We start from the raw sequence: 17,108 nt of genomic DNA, 5'->3' as shown, positions 1-17,108 counted from the left end.
CTGAAAAGTATTTTTGATGATGTCAAACCCGTTAAACCCAAACCAAACAATCGCCTATCTTCATGCCACCGCCCGTTTTATCGCCGAGCCGCAGCAGCCCGACGGCGAACTGCGCCGCCTGTTGCGCGAGCAGTACGGCATCGATGCCCGCCGCCTGAGCCGTTTCACCCTGCTCGCCCTGCTCGGCGCTTTGCCGCTGTGCCAAGGGCTGGCTGAAAACCCTGCCGTTTATCTCGCCTCGCCGTTCAGCTCCCCCTCCCGCATGGTCTCGATGCGGCAGAAGCTGGCGGCCGGGCAGCCCTCGCCGCTCGATTTCATGGCCAACCTCCACAACGCCGCCACGTTCCAGCTGGCGCAAATCCTCGGCAGCAGCGGCAACAGCGTGTTTCTCGCCGCCGATGCCGAAAGCCGCCTCAGCCCGCTGTATGCCGTGCTGAACACATTGCTGGCCGAGCCCGGGCAAACCGTGTTGTTGGGCTGGGCTTATGAGCAGTCGGGGCAGGATGAGCAGGAAGGCAGCGTGTGGTGGAAAATTTCAGGTAGCCCGATGCCGCAGCGGCAGGGCTGGCGGATCAGCATGGCCGCAGGCGGCGCAGCCGCCGAACTGCCGCACCATACCGCCTTCCTGCCCGCAGCGCTGGCTTTGGAAGAGCAGTTGCACGAGAGGGGCGGGCTTCTGCTGCCACCGCACGGCATCTGGCCCGCCTTGCAGATAGAGCCGCGACCAGCTGCCCCATTGGCGGGAGATTGAGACTAAAGCACTGCATACCATCTACAGCTTCGCCGTGGACGGGCAGGCAAATCCGCAAGCCGTGCAGGCTTCCACGCCCAAGTAATCATGCCAAGGCTACCTGAAAAAGCAGTTTGTATTTTCAGGTAGCCTTTATTTTGGCCTGATGGTAGTGAATAAAAATAAGGATGCGGCGGGAAGGCGAGCTAATGCAGCGGGAGTTAAGTCGGTTTGGCCGATCTGCTGTGGCCGAACCTGCCGCTGTGTTTCGCCCTCTATGCGCTCTATCTCGCCTTGTGGCACCACACCTTGCGCGACTTCCTGCCCGACTGCCTCAGCGGGCAAAGGGCAGCACGGTAACGGGGTGGGCAAAGGTGAAGGGCATGGTGGGAGAAGATGGGCGGGCGTGGCAAGAGGCTACCTGAAGCGGGTTTCATTGAAGCTGCGCTTTCAGGTAGCCTGTTTTGAATCGGGTAGCGGAATGTGGGTATGAGGGACAAGAACGGCAGGCAAAGGCTACCTGAAAATTGCCGTCAGCGTTTTTCAAACACCAAATCCCACACGCCGTGGCCGAGCCGTTTGCCGCGGGCTTCAAACTTGGTTTCGGGGCGGTAGGCCGGGGTGGGGGCGTAGGCTTCGGCGGTGTTTTGCAGCTCGGGGAAACTGCCCAGCACTTCGAGCATCTGCACGGCGTATTCTTCCCAGTCGGTGGCGAGGTGGATATAGCCGCCGCTTTTGAGTTTGGGCAGCAGTTTGGCCACGAAGCGGGCTTGAATCAGGCGGCGTTTGTGATGGCGTTTTTTGTGCCAGGGATCGGGGAAGAAAATGTGGATGCCGCTTAAGCAGGCATCGGGCAGCATGGTTTCCACCACTTCCACGGCATCGTGGCGCATCACGCGGATATTGGTAATCTCCTGCTCGGCCATGAGCTTGCACAAATTGCCCACGCCGGGGCCGTGCACGTCGATAGCGAGAAAGTCTTTTTCAGGTAGCCTTTTGGCGATTTCGGCGGTGGCGGTGCCCATGCCGAAGCCGATTTCGAGGATTTTCGGGGCTTCTCGGCCGAAGGCGGCGTTTAAATCGACGGGCGCGTGTTGGAAATCCAGGCCGAAGCGCGGCCAGTTTTCATCGATGGCGCGCTGCTGGGCGGGGGTCATGTGGCCTTGGCGCAAAACGAAAGATTTGATGCTGCGCGGATGCTCTTGCTGTGGGTTGGAGGTGTTCATAATTCGGTGAGTGCGGAAAAATAACGGTATATTGCCAGCATCGGGCAGGGCGCTCAAGTTTCGATGGCTTTCCGGCAAACACAGCGGCGGTGCTTTGTGCGATAATCCGCCAGATTTATTCACACTTCAGAAACAGGGATTGATTATGGCAGAAGCAAAAAACAAGGCAGATAAAGCGTCTACTCCTGAAGACGATAAGAAAAAGGCTCTGGCCGCCGCGCTGGCGCAGATTGAAAAAGATTTCGGCAAAGGCGCCATCATGAAGATGGACGGCAGCCATCAGGACGAAACCTTGGAAACCATTTCCACCGGCTCTTTGGGCGTGGATTTGGCGCTGGGCGTGGGCGGTTTGCCGCGCGGACGCATTGTGGAAATCTTCGGCCCGGAGTCTTCCGGTAAAACCACGCTGTGTTTGGAAACCATCGCGCAATGCCAGAAAAACGGCGGCGTGTGCGCCTTTATCGATGCGGAAAACGCGTTCGACCCGATTTACGCGCGCAAGCTGGGCGTGAAGGTGGAAGAGCTGATGGTGTCGCAGCCGGACACGGGCGAGCAGGCGCTGGAAATCTGCGATATGCTGGTGCGCTCCGGCGGTGTGGACATGGTGGTGATCGACTCCGTGGCCGCGCTGGTGCCGAAGGCGGAAATCGAAGGCGAAATGGGCGACAGCCACGTGGGCCTGCAAGCCCGCCTGATGAGCCAGGCCTTGCGCAAGCTCACCGGCCACATTAAGAAAACCAATACTTTGGTGGTGTTCATCAACCAAATCCGCATGAAGATCGGCGTGATGTTCGGCAGCCCGGAAACCACCACCGGCGGCAACGCGCTCAAGTTCTATGCCTCCGTACGCCTCGATATCCGCCGCATCGGCCAGATTAAAAAAGGCGACGACATCCTGGGCAACGAAACCCGCGTGAAAGTGATTAAAAACAAAGTGGCGCCGCCGTTTCGCCAAGCCGAATTCGACATCCTCTACGGCGAAGGCGTGAGCCGCGAAGGCGAGCTGATCGACTGGGGCGACAAAGTCGGCATCATCAAAAAATCCGGCGCGTGGTATAGCTACAACGGCGATAAAATCGGCCAAGGCAAAGACAACGTGCGCGTGTGGCTGAAGGAAAACCCGGAAGTGGCCGCCGAAATCGAAGCGCAAATCCGTAAGGAAGTCGGCATCAATATCGAGATTACCGAAGGTCAACGCGACGACACCGACGGCGAACAGCCGGAAGAGTAGGCCAGTTGTAAAGGCTACCTGAAAATATGTGGCGAAAGGTTTTAACTTTGCCGAAGCTGCGTTTTAGCTCCGCAGAAACTTCACTTCGCCTCATCTTCAGGTGGCCTTCAATTTTTCAGGTAGCCCTAATCCTACCCGTTTGAAAACACACCATGATTACCCTGCAACAATTCCGCGAACAAGCTGCCGCCGGCTACAACCGCATCCCGCTGGTGCAAGAGCTGCTGGCCGATTTGGATACCCCGCTTTCCATCTACCTTAAGCTCGCTAACCGCCCCTTCAGCTACCTGCTCGAATCCGTGGTGGGCAGCGAACGTTTTGGCCGCTATTCCTTTATCGGCCTGCCGAGCCGCACCTATTTGAAAGCCAGCGGCCAGCAGGTGGAGGTGTACCACGACGGCCAAATTATTGAGCAATACGAAGGCAACCCGCTGCCCTTTATCGAGCAGTTTCACGCTCGCTATAAAGTGCCCGAAATCCCCGGTTTGCCGCGCTTCATCGGCGGTTTGGTGGGCTACTTCGGCTATGAAACCATCTACCATTTCGAGCAGCTCGCCCACCGCCTGAAACAGCCTGCGAAAGCCGACCCAATCGGCACGCCCGATATTTTGCTCATGCTCTCCGAAGAGCTGGCTGTAGTGGATAACCTCAGCGGCAAAATCCACCTTATCGTGTATGCCGACCCCGCTGCCGACGAAGCAGGCTACCTGAAAGCCCGCGAGCGGCTCGAAGCCTTGCGCGAACAGCTGCGCCAAAGCGTTGCCCTGCCGCTCTCGCTCGGCAGCGCCCAAACCGCACCGCAGCACGAAACCGGCGAAGCGCGCTATAAAGAATACGTGCGCCGCATCCGCCAATATATTTTAGACGGTGACTGCATGCAGGTAGTGCCCAGCCAGCGCATGAGCCTGCCCTTTGCCGACAAACCGCTCAGCCTCTATCGCGCCCTGCGCACGCTCAATCCTTCGCCCTATCTGTTTTACTACGATTTCGGCGATTTCTACATCGTCGGCTCTTCACCCGAAATCCTCGTGCGGCGCGAGCGTAACCAAATCACCGTGCGCCCCATCGCCGGTACCCGCCTGCGCGGCAAAACACCGGAAGAAGATGCCGCTCAAGCCGAGAGCCTGCTGGCCGATGCTAAAGAAATCGCCGAACACGTTATGCTCATCGACTTGGGCCGTAACGATGTGGGGCGCATCAGCCAAACCGGCAGCGTGAAGGTAACCGACAAAATGGTGATTGAACGCTATTCGCATGTGATGCACATCGTGTCCAATGTGGAAGGCGAGCTCAAACCCGGCATCGGCAATATGGACATCCTCGCCGCCACCTTCCCCGCCGGCACGCTCTCCGGCGCCCCCAAAGTGCGTGCGCTGGAAATCATCGAAGAGCTCGAACCGGCCAAACGCTGCATCTACGGCGGCGCGGTGGGCAACTGGAGCTTCAACAACGACATGGACTTGGCCATCGCCATCCGCACCGCGGTGATTAAAAACGGCACGCTCTACGTGCAAAGCGGCGGCGGCATCGTGGCCGACTCCGACGAAGAAGCCGAATGGCAGGAAACCCAAAACAAAGCCCGCGCCGTGTTGCGCGCTGCCGAGATGGTGCAGCAGGGGCTAGATGGATAGTCAGGAAAGGCTACCTGAAAACAGAGCAAAGCGAAGTTTCTGCAAAGCTGAAACGGAGCGAAATTTTCAGGTAGCCTCTTAATTAGCCAATGGAACTGTAAGGCGGTGGCTTTTGCCCGAATTGGCAGTAGCTTTTGCACCACCACAGCGTAGGAAATCGTATCAGCTTTTGCACAAATTTATCCCCGTTTAATGGTCTGTTAAACGGGGATTATCTTAATACCTTTAAAAGTAGTATGCCGCTTGCCGTCAGCTACCAAAAGCTCCGTAATGCGCTCCGTGCCTTCTCGGTAGGTGTAGGCATCCACCCCCCCCGCCGCCATCAGCACTTCGCCCTCGTCTTCGGCGTAGTCCGCGTACAAAACGCAAAAACCGTCAGGCTTGCTGACGGCTTCGATGGTTTCCGGTGCTAGGTTGTAGAGTTTCAAGCGGTGGATGTTCGGGTCTGGCTTGGCGTTTTTCTCAATCTCAAACTCAATCTGCAACGGCGGCCTGATTTCCACCACCTTGCCGCCGGACTTGCCAACCAACAGGCGATATACCCGGTTAAAGTTGCACATAACCCTTGCCTCAATCCCAATTTGGGACTATAATTACAACATCATGAAAATTATAGCCATCTCCACCCTGCGCGAATTTTGGACAATCCATCCCGATGCCGAACAGCCATTAAAGGCATGGTACACCGAAGCGAAAAACGCCGACTGGCGCACCATGCACGACATCAAAAAGATGTTCGCCAACGCCAGCGTGTTGAAAAACAACCGCGTCGTATTCAACATCAAGGGCAACCGCTACCGGCTGATTGCCTCCGTTTGGTTCAAAGCCGGCTACCTGTATATCAAATTTATCGGCACCCATGCCGAATACGACACCATCGACGCCGAAACCGTAGAAAGGAAATAACCATGCTCCCGCCGCTCAAACCCATCCGCAGCGAAACCGACTACCAAGCCGCTCTCGCATCATTGGGCGCGTTCTTCGACCGCAACCCCGACGCAGCCCCGCAGGCTGAAGCCGACTATTTCGAAGTGCTGGCCGCGTTGGTGGAAAGCTATGAAGAGGCACATTATCCGGTCGCGCCGCCCACGCCGATAGAGGCCATCAAGTTCCGTATGGAACAAATGGGGCTGGAAGTCAAAGATATGGACGGCATCATCGGCAAGCCAAACCGCGTATACGAAGTGCTGAACGGCACCCGCCCGTTGAGCCTCGCTATGATTCGCCGCTTGCACGAAAAGCTCGGCATTTCCGCCGACACCCTGATTCAGGTAGTTTGAGCGGGCAGATACACCAGTTCCGCCGAGCCGTCGGCAAACGACTGACGGCCTATCGGCTGCCCGTCCAGAGATACCGCCACCAGCTCGCCTTTCGGCACGGCCAAGTGGCGGAAGCGACCCAGCAGCGGCCAATCGGATACCAGCCGGATACCGGACAGAATCACATCGTTTTCAGCATTCTCCAGCGATAACGTCCACATTGCTTCGTCATCGTTCCACGCCAGATGCAGAAAACAGGTCATTTCGTCCAGTTCCGCTTCGACAACGAAGTCGTTTTGGTCGGAGAATGGGATTTTTACCGCTTCCATGGCATCAGCCTTTCATAATTTCCGTTCCCAAAGCCGTCTTTTAGGCGGGAGGTGGCTCTACTTGCCTGCTGCTGCGCCTGCGGGCTTGGCGTAGTTTTTGCCGCCTGCCGTCCGGCAGCCTGCCGCTGGTAACGCGGCCTGCCGGTTTTCGCGTTTCTCCCGCCTTACCCGCCGCACTCTGCCGCACTTTGCCGGGCGGAATATCTGCCTCCCGGGTTTTGGCTTTGCGGATTTTGGTTAAGCTGATGCTGATGCGTATCTGTTCGCCGTCATCCGCATTGCGCGAAATATCGCAGCTCTCCATAGCGAATTCGGGGTAAACGTCCAATCCGGTAACAACAGTAATCGGCTGCCGCTGCTCGTTAATCGTGCGTAGGGCTTCCTTGGCTTCAATCATCTTGCTGCGGTCATGCGTACCGAACAGGCTCACGCTTGCGCCGGTGACTACCCCTTCAATGGTCAGTTTTTCGGCTTCGGTTGAGATGTGGTCGCTTATCGGTGCGCCATCTTCTACCGCATACTGCGTTACCCCGTTGGCTAGTGAGGTTTGCTCACTAACCAACGCATCCAAACGCACCGCACCTATCATGGTCTGCGGTGTATCGGTCAGGCGGAATACTAAGTCGATAAGTGCCATTTTTAATAGAACGGCGCGAACTTTTGCCATTTTTGGCGAGTTCTTTTGCCCCCCTGCTCATAAAAAATTGACGGTTCTTTTGCCACTTTTAGCCCCCGTTTAACGACCCATTAAACGGGGGTTAGTTGTCCTACTGCGTGCAAACATAGGGCGGGTCTGCCCTCAAATAGATAGATGCTATTGACACTCAATGGGCGGGCTTCGTGGTAGATGCGGAGTAGGGCGTTGCTCAACGGTACGATATACGCCCTGGTTTTCATGCGTTGCAATGGGATTTCCCACAGCCCACGGTCTAGGTCGATTTCGGAAATTTCCGTGCCGGCGGCTTCGCTGGGGCGGGTCATACTGAGTAGCTGCCAGTAAATCAGCAGCTTGGCGCGCAAGCCTATCTCTGGCGATGTTTCCATCCGCTCAATCAGTAATGGCAGGTCAGTATATGGCAGTGCGGCGAAGTGGCGCTCTTGTGCACGTTTGAATACCTGCCTGCCAATAACTTTTGTCGGATTGATGGGGATAGTGCCGTCAGCAACGAGGTAATCAAAAAACAAGCCTAGGCTGCTTTTGGTGCGGCGCAGGTATTCGAGGACGCCTTTATCCTCCATCTGCCGCAAGACGGCCACAACTTCGGCGGTGGTAATGGTGCGCACGTCACGGTCGATGAAATGTGGCAGGATGTTGGCTTCTAACGCGGCCATCACTTGGGCGGCATATTTTGGATTTTTGCCGCTGCCATCTTTCCCGCCCTCTGTTGCCCATCTTTTGTGCCAATCATATAGGCGGTGCTGGAACTGGTATGCAGTATCCAGCTCTACAGGCTGCTCTGCTTTGGGATTGATACCACGCGCCAGCTTGGCTTTGATTTGGTCTCGCCAATCCCGGGCATCGGCCAGGCTGAATTCGGGATACAGTCCAAGTGTCAGGGTGTCTTGTTTTTTGTCTTCCGGTCTGGTGTAGGTCAGCCGCCACGACTTCCCGCCGCTGGGCAATACCCATAAGGCGAGGCCGCCGCCGTCGGATAGCTTGTATAGCTTGTCTTTCGGCTTTGCATTTTTCACTTGGCTGACGGAGAGTGGGCGGACAATTTTGGGCATGATTATGGTACGGGATAGGATGTACCAAATAAAATACCACAAAAAAACGAAACACGTTTTAAAAAATTGAAATGCGTTTTAAATAATTAAGACGAAGAAAACGACATAACTAACTGATTAGCTATGCCGTTTTGCTTTTTCTGAAACGTTTTAGAAAACGTTGCAAATATGTGGTGGCGGAAGCGGTGAGATTCGAACTCACGGTGGGTCTAACCCCACGACGGTTTTCAAGACCGCTGCATTAAACCACTCTGCCACGCTTCCGGTTCAAGAGCGCGAACTATACAGGATTTTTGCGAATCTGACCAGTATTATTTTTGGCAGCAGGACGGTTTCTAATAGAAAACAGGCTGCAACGGTGTGCAGCCTGTTGGCAATTCTTGGTGGGTCTGGCTGGTCTCGAACCAGCGACCAAAGGATTATGAGTCCTCTGCTCTAACCCCTGAGCTACAGACCCGGCTAGAAAGGGCGGCATTGTACCGATAAGCCGCCGGCCTAGCAAGGATTACTGCTTGTTTTCCTCGCTATCTAGGAAGCTGCGCAAGCGGTCGCTACGGGTGGGATGGCGCAGTTTGCGCAGGGCTTTGGCTTCGATTTGGCGGATACGTTCGCGGGTTACGTCGAACTGTTTGCCCACTTCTTCCAGCGTGTGGTCGGTGTTCATGTCGATACCGAAGCGCATGCGCAATACTTTGGCTTCGCGCGGGGTGAGGCTTTCGAGTACGTCTTTGGTGGCATCGCGCAGGCTGGAATACATGGCGGCTTCGGCCGGGGCAACGTTGTTCACGTCTTCGATGAAGTCGCCCAGATGGCTGTCGTCGTCGTCGCCGATCGGGGTTTCCATGGAAATCGGCTCTTTGGCAATCTTCATGATTTTGCGGATTTTCTCTTCCGGCATTTCCATCAGCTCGGCCAGCTTGGCGGCATCGGGGTCTTCGCCGGTTTCCTGCAGGTATTGGCGGGATACGCGGTTCATTTTGTTGATGGTTTCAATCATGTGTACCGGGATGCGGATGGTGCGCGCCTGGTCGGCAATCGAACGGGTGATGGCCTGGCGTATCCACCAGGTGGCGTAGGTGGAGAATTTGTAGCCGCGCCGGTATTCGAATTTGTCCACCGCTTTCATCAGGCCGATGTTGCCTTCCTGAATCAAATCGAGGAATTGCAGGCCGCGGTTGGTGTATTTTTTAGCGATGGAAATCACCAAGCGCAGGTTGGCCTGGATCATTTCCCGCTTGGCGGCGGCGGTTTCTTTTTCGTTTGCCACCATGTTCTTGCTGATTTCTTTCAGTTCGGCAATGGAAATCTGCGCGTGCTGCTCCTGCTCGATGAGGACGTTCTGTTTTTCAAGGATGGCGTATTGGAAGCGGCTCAGGGCTTCGCTCCATGTGTGGTTTTTGCCGATTTCGGTCTCTATCCAGCCCAAATCGGTAATGTTGGGCAGGAAGTTGCTGATGAAGTAGTCGCGTTCCATGTGCACACGGTTGAGGCAGATGTCGCGGATTTCGCGCTCCAGGCGGCGGATGTTGTCCACGCGGGTGCGCAGGTTGTTGCTCAGGGTTTCGATTTGGCGGGTGGTGAAGCGCACGTTGAGCAGCCGCTCGGCGATATAGTTGCGCGAAGCCAGGTAGGATTTGTGCCGGCTGTGGTGTTTTTGCAGTGCGGCAATCATTTTCCGGTAGGCGTCTTCGATGTCTTCGAAGTGGGTCAGCACTTTTTGCTTGAGCTCTTCGAGGTTGGCGGCGGAGATGGCGCCGGCATCTTCTTCGTCGGTGTCTTCTTCGTCTGCCTCTTCGTCTTCGTCTTCATCCAAATCGGTATCGGGAGCGGCTTCTTCGACTTTTTCCACGCCGATGCCCAATTCGTCGAGCAACTCTTCGTGCGGGTCGATGATGTCTTCCACCACTTCGTCCACGCGGATTTCGTCGTTGCGGATTTTTTCAATCAGTTCGAGAATTTCGGCAACCGAACCGGGGCAGGCGGAGATGGCCTGAATCATGTTGCGCAGGGCGGTTTCGATTTTTTTGGCGATAACGATTTCGTCTTCGCGCGTGAGCAAATCCACCTGCCCCATTTCGCGCATATACATGCGCACGGGGTCGGTGGTACGGCCGAATTCTGAGTCGGCGCTGGAGAGGGCGGCTTCGGCTTCGGCAACGGCGTCGTCGTCGGTCATATTGGCCGTGTTGTCGGCCATCAGCAGGGTTTCGCTGTCGGGCGTTTCTTCGGTTACCTGAATGCCCAGGCCGGAAATCATATTGACGATGTTGTCGATCTGATCGGCATCCGACATGTCGTCGGGCAGGGCGTCGTTGATTTCGGCGTAGGTGATGTAGCCGCGTTCTTTACCTTGCAGAATCAGCTGTCTGAGCCGTGCCCTTTGCTCCTCTGGGGTGAGCGGGCGGTTGCTTTCGTCTTGTTCTTCGGTGGCGGGGTTGTTCTGTTCGGACATGTTTCTCTCGTTGTTCGCAGGTCGGTGTAGTCGGCATTGCCCTAAATGGTGCCGTTGGCGGGTGGAAGCCTCAAAAGCTCCAGCAGCAGTTTGGTTTCGTCATCGCTCAAGCCGTGTTCGATGCGTTTGCGTTTCAACGCTTCAACTTGCTGGGTTTTCAAGGCGGTCATTAATTTTTGCATACCCGATTGGAACTCCAGTGCGTCGGATTCGCCATCCCCCTCGAAGTGGGCGTTGTCCGTGCCGGACTGCATGATGCGGCCGATGTTGCCGTAATAGGGGGTGTTGCGCATGGCTTCCATCAATCCGGCGCTGGATAGCGGCGAGGGGCTGCGGCGCACATGGGCGGCCATGACGCTCAGGCAGGCAAGGTCGGCATCCAGTTCCAGATGGTCGGGCAGGTCGATATATGCAGCCCATTGCGGATTTATCAATAGGCGGCGGATTTGTTGTTGAGCCAAGCTCAGCATTTGCGGTTGGCGGAAGGTTTGGCGCGGCAGGGTGTAGCGTTGCTGGGCAACATGGCGTTTGGGGGCTTCCTGCCCCATCAGGTGCGCCAGGTTGGCCGGGTCGATGCCCACTAAGTTGCTCAGTTCCTGCTTGAGCAGGAAGGCGAGGGCGGGGGCGGTAATCTGGGTGAGCAGCGGGGCGGCGGTTTTCACCAATTCGGCCTTGCCTTCTTGGCTGCGTAAATCGAGTTTGGCGGTGAGCGCGTCCCAAAAATAGGCGGAAAGCGGCTTGCTTTGGTGCAGCAGCATATCTTCAAAACGTTCGCGGCCGTGTTCGCGCACATAGCTGTCAGGGTCGTGGCTTTCAGGCAGGAAGAGGAAGTGCAGCGATTTGCCGTCTTTCAGCTGGGGCAGGGCGTTTTCCAATGCGCGCCAGGCGGCTTTGCGCCCGGCCGCGTCGCCGTCGAAGCAGAAATAGATGCTGTCGGTTTGGCGCATCAGGATTTTAACGTGCTCGGCGGTGGTGGCGGTGCCCAGTGCGGCCACGCAGTAGCCGATGCCGAACTGCGCCAGCGCCACTACGTCCATATAGCCCTCCACCACCAGGATGCGGCCGGCTTCTTTCACGGCGGCACGGGCTTCGTAGAGGCCGTAGAGGTTTTTGCCTTTATCGAACAGCGGGGTGTCGGGCGAGTTGAGGTATTTGGGTTTGGAGTCGTCCAACACGCGGCCGCCGAAGCCGATAACCTGCCCGCTGCTGTTGCGGATGGGGAACATGATGCGGTGGCGGAAGCGGTCGTAGTGGCTGCCGTCTTTTTCAATCACCATGCCGCTGTTGACCAGCGCTTCGGAAGGGTAGGGGGCGAAACTTTGCGCCAGCGGCCGCCAGCTGTCGGGTGCGTAGCCCAGGCCGTAGTGGGCGGCAACTTCATCGGAGAGGCCGCGTTTTTTCAGGTAGCCTTTGGCCGCTTCGTTGGCGGCCAGCTCGCGGGTGTAGAAGGCGGCGGCTTGGGCGGTGGTTTCTTCCAGGGTTTGCTGGCGTTGTTTGCGGCGCGCGCGCGCTTTGGGGCTTTCCTGCCGGCCTTTTTGCTGCGGCACCGCCATGCCGGCGCGGTCGGCCAGATACTGCACGGCTTCGGTGAAGCCCAGCCCTTGGTATTCCATGACGAAACCGATGGCCGTGCCGTGTGCGCCGCAGCCGAAGCAGTGGTAGAACTGTTTGCTCGGGCTGACGGAGAACGACGGGGTTTTTTCTTTGTGGAACGGGCAGCAGGCCATGTAGTTGGCGCCGCCTTTCTTCAGCGGCACGCTCTCGTCGATGATGTCGACAATATCGGTTTTGGCCAGCAGCTCGTCGATGAATTCGCTGGGAATCATGCTTCGGCGCTCGGTTTGGGAAACGGATTGAGGCTACCTGAAAACCACGGCGGGGATTTTCAGGTAGCCTTTTTCAGGTAGCCTTTGTCGGGCGGGGTTATTCGGCGGGCGGAACGTAGCCTTGCACCGTGTCGGCTTCGCCGTCGCCGAAGAAGTAGTTTTCCATCTGCTGGGCGAGATACTGGCGGGCGCGCGGGTCGGCCAGGCTGAGGCGGTTTTCGTTGATGAGCATGGTTTGGTGGCGCGTCCAGGCATCCCATGCTTCTTGCGATACGTGTTCGAAAATGCGCTTGCCCAAATCGTTGGGCAGGGGCGGGAATTTGAGGCCGGGCGCTTCTTTGCCCAGTTTGATGCAGTTTACCATGCGGGTCATGTGCTTTCCTTTTTAGGTGGTGCGGGTGGGTTAACGGTTGTTTAGGCCCAATACGTCTTGCATGTCGTATAGGCCGGTGCGTTGCTGTTGCAGCCACACGGCGGCACGCACGGCGCCGGCGGCAAAGGTCATGCGGCTGGAGGCTTTGTGGGTGATTTCCACGCGCTCGCCTTCGCCGGCAAACAGGACGGTGTGTTCGCCCACGATGTCGCCGCCGCGCACGGTGGCAAAACCGATGGTTTGCGGGCTGCGCGCGCCGGTGTGGCCTTCGCGGCCATACACGGCGCAGTCGGCCAGGTTGCGGCCGAGGGCGTGGGCAATCACTTCGCCCATACGCAGGGCGGTGCCGCTGGGGGCGTCCACTTTGTGGCGGTGGTGTGCTTCGATGATTTCGATGTCGTAGCCTTCGTTCAGCACGCGGGTTACGGTGTCGAGGATGTGGAAGGTGAGGTTTACGCCGATGCTGAAGTTGGCGGCAAACACGATGCCGGTGTGTTCTGCGGCGGCGGCGATGGCGGCTTTGCCCGCTTCGTCGAAACCGGTGGTGCCGATAACCATTTTGATGCCGTGCTCGGCGCAGCGGGGCAAAAGGCTACCTGAAACGTTGGGGCGGGTGAAATCGATGAGCACGTCGCAGTTGGCGAGCACGGCATCGATGTCGCTGCTGACGGCTACGCCCGTTTTCAAGCCGGAAGCATGGCCGGCATCCAAGCCTAAGGCTTCGGAGCCTGCGTGTTCCAGCGCGCCGGTAAGCACGGTGTGCGGATTGGCGGCTACGGCCTCAACCAGCACTTTGCCCATGCGGCCGTTTACCCCGGCCAGGGCAACTCTAATGGTGGCAGACATAATGTTCCTCAAGCGGGATTATTGCGCGGCTTGGCCGGCAGGCGCGGCTTGCTGTTGTTGCTTGCGCAACTCGTCCAATACGTCGCCTTCGGCTTTAACCAGGGAATCGTTCGCATCGAAATACAGGGTGAGGTTTTTGCGTTCGCGCACTTTGCCGCCGCGGCTCACTTCAAAAACGTAGTCCCAGCGGTTGCCGTGCAGCGGGTCGCGCAGCAGCGGCGTGCCCAGGATGTGCTGCACCTGCTCTTTGCTCAAGCCTTGGTGCAGCGAGGCTACGGCCTGCAAATCGAGCTCGTTGCCCTGCACGATGGTGAGCTTGTAGGAGGGGAAGCGGGCGAGGCGTTCGGTGCTGCACGCGGCCAAGCCGATGCAGGCGGCCAAGGCCAAATAAACGGATTTATTCACAAACATGCCTTTCAAGATAAATCGCGCACCGCCCCGGCTGAGTAATTTAAAGGTGGGCAAGTGCCTTAAAAATGCGTATTATAACGGTTGCTGACAAATTTGAGCGACAGAACATCATACATCATGGAAAACAATATTGCACAACTCAAAGGCAGCGGCCTGAAAGTAACCGGCCCGCGCCTGAAGATTTTGGATTTGTTTGAAACCCACGCCGAAGAGCACCTGAGCGCGGAAGACGTGTACCGCATCCTTCTGGAAGAAGGCGTTGAAATCGGCGTGGCCACCATTTACCGCGTTTTAACCCAGTTCGAACAGGCCGATATTTTATTGCGCCACCATTTCGAGAGCGGTAAGGCGGTGTACGAACTGAACAAGGGCGACCACCACGACCACATCGTGTGCGTGAAATGCGGCAAGGTTACCGAGTTTCACAATCCCACCATCGAAAGCCTGCAAGGCAAAATTGCCGAAGATAACGGCTACCGCATCGTGGATCACGCGCTGTATCTGTATGGCGTGTGCGGCGATTGTCAGCAGAAACACCATTTATAAGCAGGCGGCATTTTCAGGTAGCCTCACGGCTCCGAAAGGTGGCCTTTATGGCTCAAAATATTCCTTTGCTGCCGGAAGGCTGTTTGCAGTTCCCCGACCCGCATCAGGCCATTGCCGAACACGACGGCCTGGTGGCAGTGAGCCGGGATTTGACGGCACAACGGCTTTTGGCAGCCTATCAGCAGGGCATCTTCCCGTGGTTTGAGGAGGATGGCCTGTTTTTTTGGTTTGCCACCGCGCCGCGCACGGTGCTGCAGCCCCAGCGGCTGCACATCGGCCGCTCGCTGGCCAAGACCATGCGCAACCGGCATTATGCGGTAACGGTCAATCAAAACTTCCACGCCGTGATTTCCGCCTGCGCCGCCACGCCCAGGCCGCATCAGGGCGGCAGTTGGATTGCACCGGCGTTTCAGGTAGCCTACAACGAGCTGCACCGCATCGGCCATGCGCATTCGTTCGAATGCTGGTATCCCGATGAGGGCGGGCATCTGCTGTTGGCCGGCGGGCTTTACGGCGTGCAGATCGGGCGGGTGTTTTTTGGCGAATCGATGTTTGCCTGGCAGAACGATGCCTCGAAAATCGCCTTTGCCCACGCCGTGCCGTTTTTGCAGCGCTGCGGCATCGCCTTGATCGATTGCCAGCAAGACACGCCGCATCTGGCGCGTTTCGGCTCGGAGCTGCTGGCTTTTGACGATTTCCAGACCGAATTAAACCGCCTGACCGCACAAACACTTGCCGAGCCCATCGGCCAGCGCCTGCTCCAACAGCAGGGCGCGTGGTTCGGCAAGGAGGAATGATTGCCGAAACCGGTTCGCAAGAAGCGTGTTACATGGCACAATATCGGCTGTTTTAGATTGCAGGCTACCTGAAAATTTCAGGTAGCCTCCCGCTTACTCTATGGCGGATAAACCTGCTTTCGTGCCGGGCTGCCACGCCGTAGTAAAAGTGAAGTAACCCCGCCGTATCACCCATCACCTGCAAGGAAAAACCATGTCTCTACAAAGCATCATCGAAACCGCGTTTGAACAGCGCGCCGAAATTACCCCGCACAGCGTTTCCGCCGAAGTGAAGGAAGCCGTGCTCGATACGATTTATCAGCTCGATTCCGGCAGCCTGCGCGTGGCCGAGCGGCAGGGCGTGGGGCAGTGGAAAGTGAACGAGTGGGCGAAAAAGGCCGTGTTGCTTTCCTTCCGCATTGCCGATAACGAAGTATCCAGCGACGGCGTGAGCAAATATTTCGACAAAGTGCCCACCAAGTTCGCCGATTGGATTCCCCAGCAGTTTCAGGTAGCCGGTTTCCGCGCCGTGCCCGGCGCCGTGGCGCGCCGCGGCAGCTTTATCGGTAAAAACGTGGTGTTGATGCCCTCTTATGTGAATATCGGCGCCTATGTGGACGAAGGCACGATGGTGGACACTTGGGCCACCGTGGGCTCTTGCGCGCAAATCGGCAAAAACGTGCACCTGAGCGGCGGCGTGGGCATTGGCGGCGTGCTCGAGCCTTTGCAGGCCGCGCCCACCATCATTGAAGACAACTGCTTCATCGGCGCGCGTAGCGAAATCGTGGAAGGCGTGATTGTGGAAGAAGGTAGCGTGATTTCCATGGGCGTGTATATCGGCCAATCCACCAAAATCTACGACCGCGAAACCGGCGAAATCCACTACGGCCGCGTGCCTGCCGGTTCGGTGGTGGTGTCCGGCAGCCTGCCCGCGAAAGACGGCTCGCACAGCCTCTACTGCGCCGTGATCGTGAAAAAAGTGGACGCGCAAACCCGCGCCAAAACCAGCGTGAACGAATTGCTGCGCGGCGTGTAGCTTGCCGGATTTTCAGGTAGCCTGTAGGCAAGCAGGCTATCTGAAAGCTATTTAACTGAGGAGAAAACCATGCGAGCCCTTCTTTTGGTCGATATCCAAAACGACTTCATGCCAAGCGGCAGCCTGCCTGTGGCCGAGGGCGATGCCATTATCGAGCCGGTAAACCGGATTATCGGCAGCTACCCGCTGGTGGTGGCCTCGCAAGACTGGCACCCCGCCGGGCACGAGAGCTTCGCCTCCGCCCATGCCGGCAAAAAGCCGTTCGACGTCATCAACCTGCACGGTTTGGAGCAAGTGCTGTGGCCGGACCACTGCATTGCCGGCAGCAGCGGCGCAGCGTTCCATCCCGAGCTCAACACCACGCACATCGCCGCCGTATTCCGCAAGGGCATGGACAAGCACACCGACAGCTACAGCGCGTTTTACGATAACGGCCGCCGTAGCAGCACCCGGCTTGCCGCCTACCTACGCGCCCACGGCGTAACCGATATTGACGTGGCGGGGTTGGCGGCCGATTTCTGCGTGTATTTCAGCATGGTCGACGCGCTCGCCGAAGGCTTCCGCGTGCGCCTGCTCGAGCACGCCACCCGCGCCATCGATGCCGCAGGCTTCGCCGCCAAAAAAGCCGAACTGCTGGCGCATCCGAATTTTTCGCTGGCCGATTAGCTTGGGTTCGCGTTTTTCAGGTAGCCTCTGCGTTATCAAAGG

20 protein-coding genes and 2 tRNA genes are annotated in these 17,108 nt (G+C 57.3%); 10 read left to right on the top strand and 12 right to left on the bottom strand.

The window, feature by feature from the left end; genetic code table 11:
• Window positions 1-16: 16 nt before the first annotated feature.
• On the top strand, window positions 17-751 hold the full coding sequence (locus ELB75_RS11095; protein ID WP_126983945.1) for a beta-ketoacyl synthase chain length factor: 735 nt from the start codon (window positions 17-19) through the stop codon (window positions 749-751).
• A 210-nt stretch (window positions 752-961) separates the two neighbouring features.
• On the top strand, window positions 962-1,090 hold the full coding sequence (locus tag ELB75_RS13065; RefSeq protein ID WP_277600818.1) for a hypothetical protein: 129 nt from the start codon (window positions 962-964) through the stop codon (window positions 1,088-1,090).
• 173 nt (window positions 1,091-1,263) lie between these two features.
• Here ELB75_RS13065 and trmB read toward each other — a convergent pair whose 3' ends face one another.
• Window positions 1,264-1,956 (bottom strand): tRNA (guanosine(46)-N7)-methyltransferase TrmB, encoded by a 693-nt coding sequence (gene trmB, locus ELB75_RS11085; RefSeq protein ID WP_126983944.1) that lies wholly within the window; start codon window positions 1,954-1,956, stop codon window positions 1,264-1,266.
• 145 nt (window positions 1,957-2,101) lie between these two features.
• Here trmB and recA point away from each other — a divergent pair, with 145 nt between their 5' ends.
• Window positions 2,102-3,187 (top strand): recombinase RecA, encoded by a 1,086-nt coding sequence (gene recA, locus ELB75_RS11080; RefSeq protein WP_126983943.1) that lies wholly within the window; start codon window positions 2,102-2,104, stop codon window positions 3,185-3,187.
• Window positions 3,188-3,339: 152 nt separating this feature from the next.
• Window positions 3,340-4,818 carry an anthranilate synthase component I gene (trpE, locus tag ELB75_RS11075; protein ID WP_126983942.1) on the top strand — a complete coding sequence of 493 codons (1,479 nt, stop codon included), beginning with the start codon at window positions 3,340-3,342 and terminating at the stop codon, window positions 4,816-4,818.
• Between the two features lie 200 nt (window positions 4,819-5,018).
• Here trpE and ELB75_RS11070 read toward each other — a convergent pair whose 3' ends face one another.
• The gene (locus ELB75_RS11070; protein WP_126983941.1) at window positions 5,019-5,378 is read right to left on the bottom strand and encodes a hypothetical protein; all 360 of its coding nucleotides are present in this window, start codon (window positions 5,376-5,378) and stop codon (window positions 5,019-5,021) included.
• 43 nt (window positions 5,379-5,421) lie between these two features.
• Here ELB75_RS11070 and ELB75_RS11065 point away from each other — a divergent pair, with 43 nt between their 5' ends.
• Together ELB75_RS11065 and ELB75_RS11060 are read left to right on the top strand one after the other, a co-directional pair.
• Window positions 5,422-5,724, top strand: coding sequence for a type II toxin-antitoxin system HigB family toxin (locus ELB75_RS11065; RefSeq protein ID WP_126983940.1), 303 nt, complete (start codon window positions 5,422-5,424; stop codon window positions 5,722-5,724).
• Between the two features lie 2 nt (window positions 5,725-5,726).
• A complete protein-coding gene (locus tag ELB75_RS11060; RefSeq protein ID WP_126983939.1) occupies window positions 5,727-6,098 on the top strand; it encodes a helix-turn-helix domain-containing protein in 372 nt (123 codons plus the stop codon).
• On the opposite strand, the gene ELB75_RS11055 is transcribed toward ELB75_RS11060, so the two are convergent.
• The 10 genes from ELB75_RS11055 to ELB75_RS11010 all read right to left on the bottom strand — a co-directional run bounded on the left by ELB75_RS11055 (window position 6,086) and on the right by ELB75_RS11010 (window position 14,036).
• The gene (locus ELB75_RS11055; RefSeq protein WP_126983938.1) at window positions 6,086-6,406 is read right to left on the bottom strand and encodes a phage baseplate plug family protein; all 321 of its coding nucleotides are present in this window, start codon (window positions 6,404-6,406) and stop codon (window positions 6,086-6,088) included. The genes ELB75_RS11060 and ELB75_RS11055 overlap by 13 nt on opposite strands.
• A gap of 40 nt (window positions 6,407-6,446) precedes the next feature.
• Window positions 6,447-7,073, bottom strand: a complete 627-nt coding sequence (locus ELB75_RS11050) for a phage baseplate protein (protein WP_126983937.1) — start codon at window positions 7,071-7,073, stop codon at window positions 6,447-6,449.
• A gap of 80 nt (window positions 7,074-7,153) precedes the next feature.
• Entirely contained in the window at window positions 7,154-8,134 is a 981-nt protein-coding gene (locus ELB75_RS11045; protein WP_126983936.1) for a tyrosine-type recombinase/integrase, read from the bottom strand.
• Between the two features lie 174 nt (window positions 8,135-8,308).
• A tRNA-Ser gene (locus ELB75_RS11040) sits at window positions 8,309-8,398 on the bottom strand.
• Window positions 8,399-8,515: 117 nt separating this feature from the next.
• Window positions 8,516-8,591: transfer RNA gene (locus ELB75_RS11035), tRNA-Ile, on the bottom strand.
• Between the two features lie 48 nt (window positions 8,592-8,639).
• Entirely contained in the window at window positions 8,640-10,586 is a 1,947-nt protein-coding gene (rpoD, locus tag ELB75_RS11030; protein WP_126983935.1) for an RNA polymerase sigma factor RpoD, read from the bottom strand.
• 41 nt (window positions 10,587-10,627) lie between these two features.
• Window positions 10,628-12,412, bottom strand: a complete 1,785-nt coding sequence (dnaG, locus tag ELB75_RS11025; RefSeq protein WP_126983934.1) for a DNA primase — start codon at window positions 12,410-12,412, stop codon at window positions 10,628-10,630.
• A gap of 97 nt (window positions 12,413-12,509) precedes the next feature.
• Window positions 12,510-12,785, bottom strand: a complete 276-nt coding sequence (locus ELB75_RS11020) for an oxidative damage protection protein (RefSeq protein ID WP_064089928.1) — start codon at window positions 12,783-12,785, stop codon at window positions 12,510-12,512.
• 30 nt (window positions 12,786-12,815) lie between these two features.
• Window positions 12,816-13,631: a 4-hydroxy-tetrahydrodipicolinate reductase gene (dapB, locus tag ELB75_RS11015; protein WP_126983933.1), complete on the bottom strand. Its 816-nt coding sequence runs from the start codon at window positions 13,629-13,631 to the stop codon at window positions 12,816-12,818.
• Between the two features lie 18 nt (window positions 13,632-13,649).
• Window positions 13,650-14,036: an outer membrane protein assembly factor BamE gene (locus ELB75_RS11010; protein WP_035573696.1), complete on the bottom strand. Its 387-nt coding sequence runs from the start codon at window positions 14,034-14,036 to the stop codon at window positions 13,650-13,652.
• Between the two features lie 123 nt (window positions 14,037-14,159).
• Here ELB75_RS11010 and fur point away from each other — a divergent pair, with 123 nt between their 5' ends.
• The 4 genes from fur to pncA all read left to right on the top strand — a co-directional run bounded on the left by fur (window position 14,160) and on the right by pncA (window position 17,066).
• Window positions 14,160-14,588: a ferric iron uptake transcriptional regulator gene (gene fur / locus ELB75_RS11005; RefSeq protein WP_064089926.1), complete on the top strand. Its 429-nt coding sequence runs from the start codon at window positions 14,160-14,162 to the stop codon at window positions 14,586-14,588.
• 47 nt (window positions 14,589-14,635) lie between these two features.
• A complete protein-coding gene (gene aat / locus ELB75_RS11000; protein ID WP_126983932.1) occupies window positions 14,636-15,385 on the top strand; it encodes a leucyl/phenylalanyl-tRNA--protein transferase in 750 nt (249 codons plus the stop codon).
• Window positions 15,386-15,578: 193 nt separating this feature from the next.
• Entirely contained in the window at window positions 15,579-16,400 is an 822-nt protein-coding gene (gene dapD, locus ELB75_RS10995) for a 2,3,4,5-tetrahydropyridine-2,6-dicarboxylate N-succinyltransferase (protein ID WP_126983931.1), read from the top strand.
• 69 nt (window positions 16,401-16,469) lie between these two features.
• The gene (gene pncA, locus ELB75_RS10990) at window positions 16,470-17,066 is read left to right on the top strand and encodes a bifunctional nicotinamidase/pyrazinamidase (RefSeq protein WP_126983930.1); all 597 of its coding nucleotides are present in this window, start codon (window positions 16,470-16,472) and stop codon (window positions 17,064-17,066) included.
• The last annotated feature ends 42 nt before the right edge of the window (window positions 17,067-17,108 follow it).

Source organism: Eikenella corrodens (assembly GCF_003990355.1).
Classification (GTDB): Bacteria; Pseudomonadota; Gammaproteobacteria; order Burkholderiales; family Neisseriaceae; genus Eikenella; species Eikenella corrodens_B.
The sequence above is the reverse complement of the archived record's forward strand: the minus strand, read 5'-3'. Positions and strand labels throughout refer to the sequence as shown.

Bases quoted from the DNA above. Each gene is read 5' to 3' on its own strand.
- ELB75_RS11095 (WP_126983945.1), top strand. From the start codon at position 17: ATGATGTCAAACCCGTTAAACCCAAACCAAACAATCGCCTATCTTCAT.
- trmB (WP_126983944.1), bottom strand. From the start codon at position 1,956: ATGAACACCTCCAACCCACAGCAAGAGCATCCGCGCAGCATCAAATCT.
- recA (WP_126983943.1), top strand. From the start codon at position 2,102: ATGGCAGAAGCAAAAAACAAGGCAGATAAAGCGTCTACTCCTGAAGAC.
- trpE (WP_126983942.1), top strand. From the start codon at position 3,340: ATGATTACCCTGCAACAATTCCGCGAACAAGCTGCCGCCGGCTACAAC.
- ELB75_RS11070 (WP_126983941.1), bottom strand. From the start codon at position 5,378: ATGTGCAACTTTAACCGGGTATATCGCCTGTTGGTTGGCAAGTCCGGC.
- ELB75_RS11065 (WP_126983940.1), top strand. From the start codon at position 5,422: ATGAAAATTATAGCCATCTCCACCCTGCGCGAATTTTGGACAATCCAT.
- ELB75_RS11060 (WP_126983939.1), top strand. From the start codon at position 5,727: ATGCTCCCGCCGCTCAAACCCATCCGCAGCGAAACCGACTACCAAGCC.
- ELB75_RS11055 (WP_126983938.1), bottom strand. From the start codon at position 6,406: ATGGAAGCGGTAAAAATCCCATTCTCCGACCAAAACGACTTCGTTGTC.
- ELB75_RS11050 (WP_126983937.1), bottom strand. From the start codon at position 7,073: ATGGCAAAAGTTCGCGCCGTTCTATTAAAAATGGCACTTATCGACTTA.
- ELB75_RS11045 (WP_126983936.1), bottom strand. From the start codon at position 8,134: ATGCCCAAAATTGTCCGCCCACTCTCCGTCAGCCAAGTGAAAAATGCA.
- rpoD (WP_126983935.1), bottom strand. From the start codon at position 10,586: ATGTCCGAACAGAACAACCCCGCCACCGAAGAACAAGACGAAAGCAAC.
- dnaG (WP_126983934.1), bottom strand. From the start codon at position 12,412: ATGATTCCCAGCGAATTCATCGACGAGCTGCTGGCCAAAACCGATATT.
- ELB75_RS11020 (WP_064089928.1), bottom strand. From the start codon at position 12,785: ATGACCCGCATGGTAAACTGCATCAAACTGGGCAAAGAAGCGCCCGGC.
- dapB (WP_126983933.1), bottom strand. From the start codon at position 13,631: ATGTCTGCCACCATTAGAGTTGCCCTGGCCGGGGTAAACGGCCGCATG.
- fur (WP_064089926.1), top strand. From the start codon at position 14,160: ATGGAAAACAATATTGCACAACTCAAAGGCAGCGGCCTGAAAGTAACC.
- aat (WP_126983932.1), top strand. From the start codon at position 14,636: ATGGCTCAAAATATTCCTTTGCTGCCGGAAGGCTGTTTGCAGTTCCCC.
- dapD (WP_126983931.1), top strand. From the start codon at position 15,579: ATGTCTCTACAAAGCATCATCGAAACCGCGTTTGAACAGCGCGCCGAA.
- pncA (WP_126983930.1), top strand. From the start codon at position 16,470: ATGCGAGCCCTTCTTTTGGTCGATATCCAAAACGACTTCATGCCAAGC.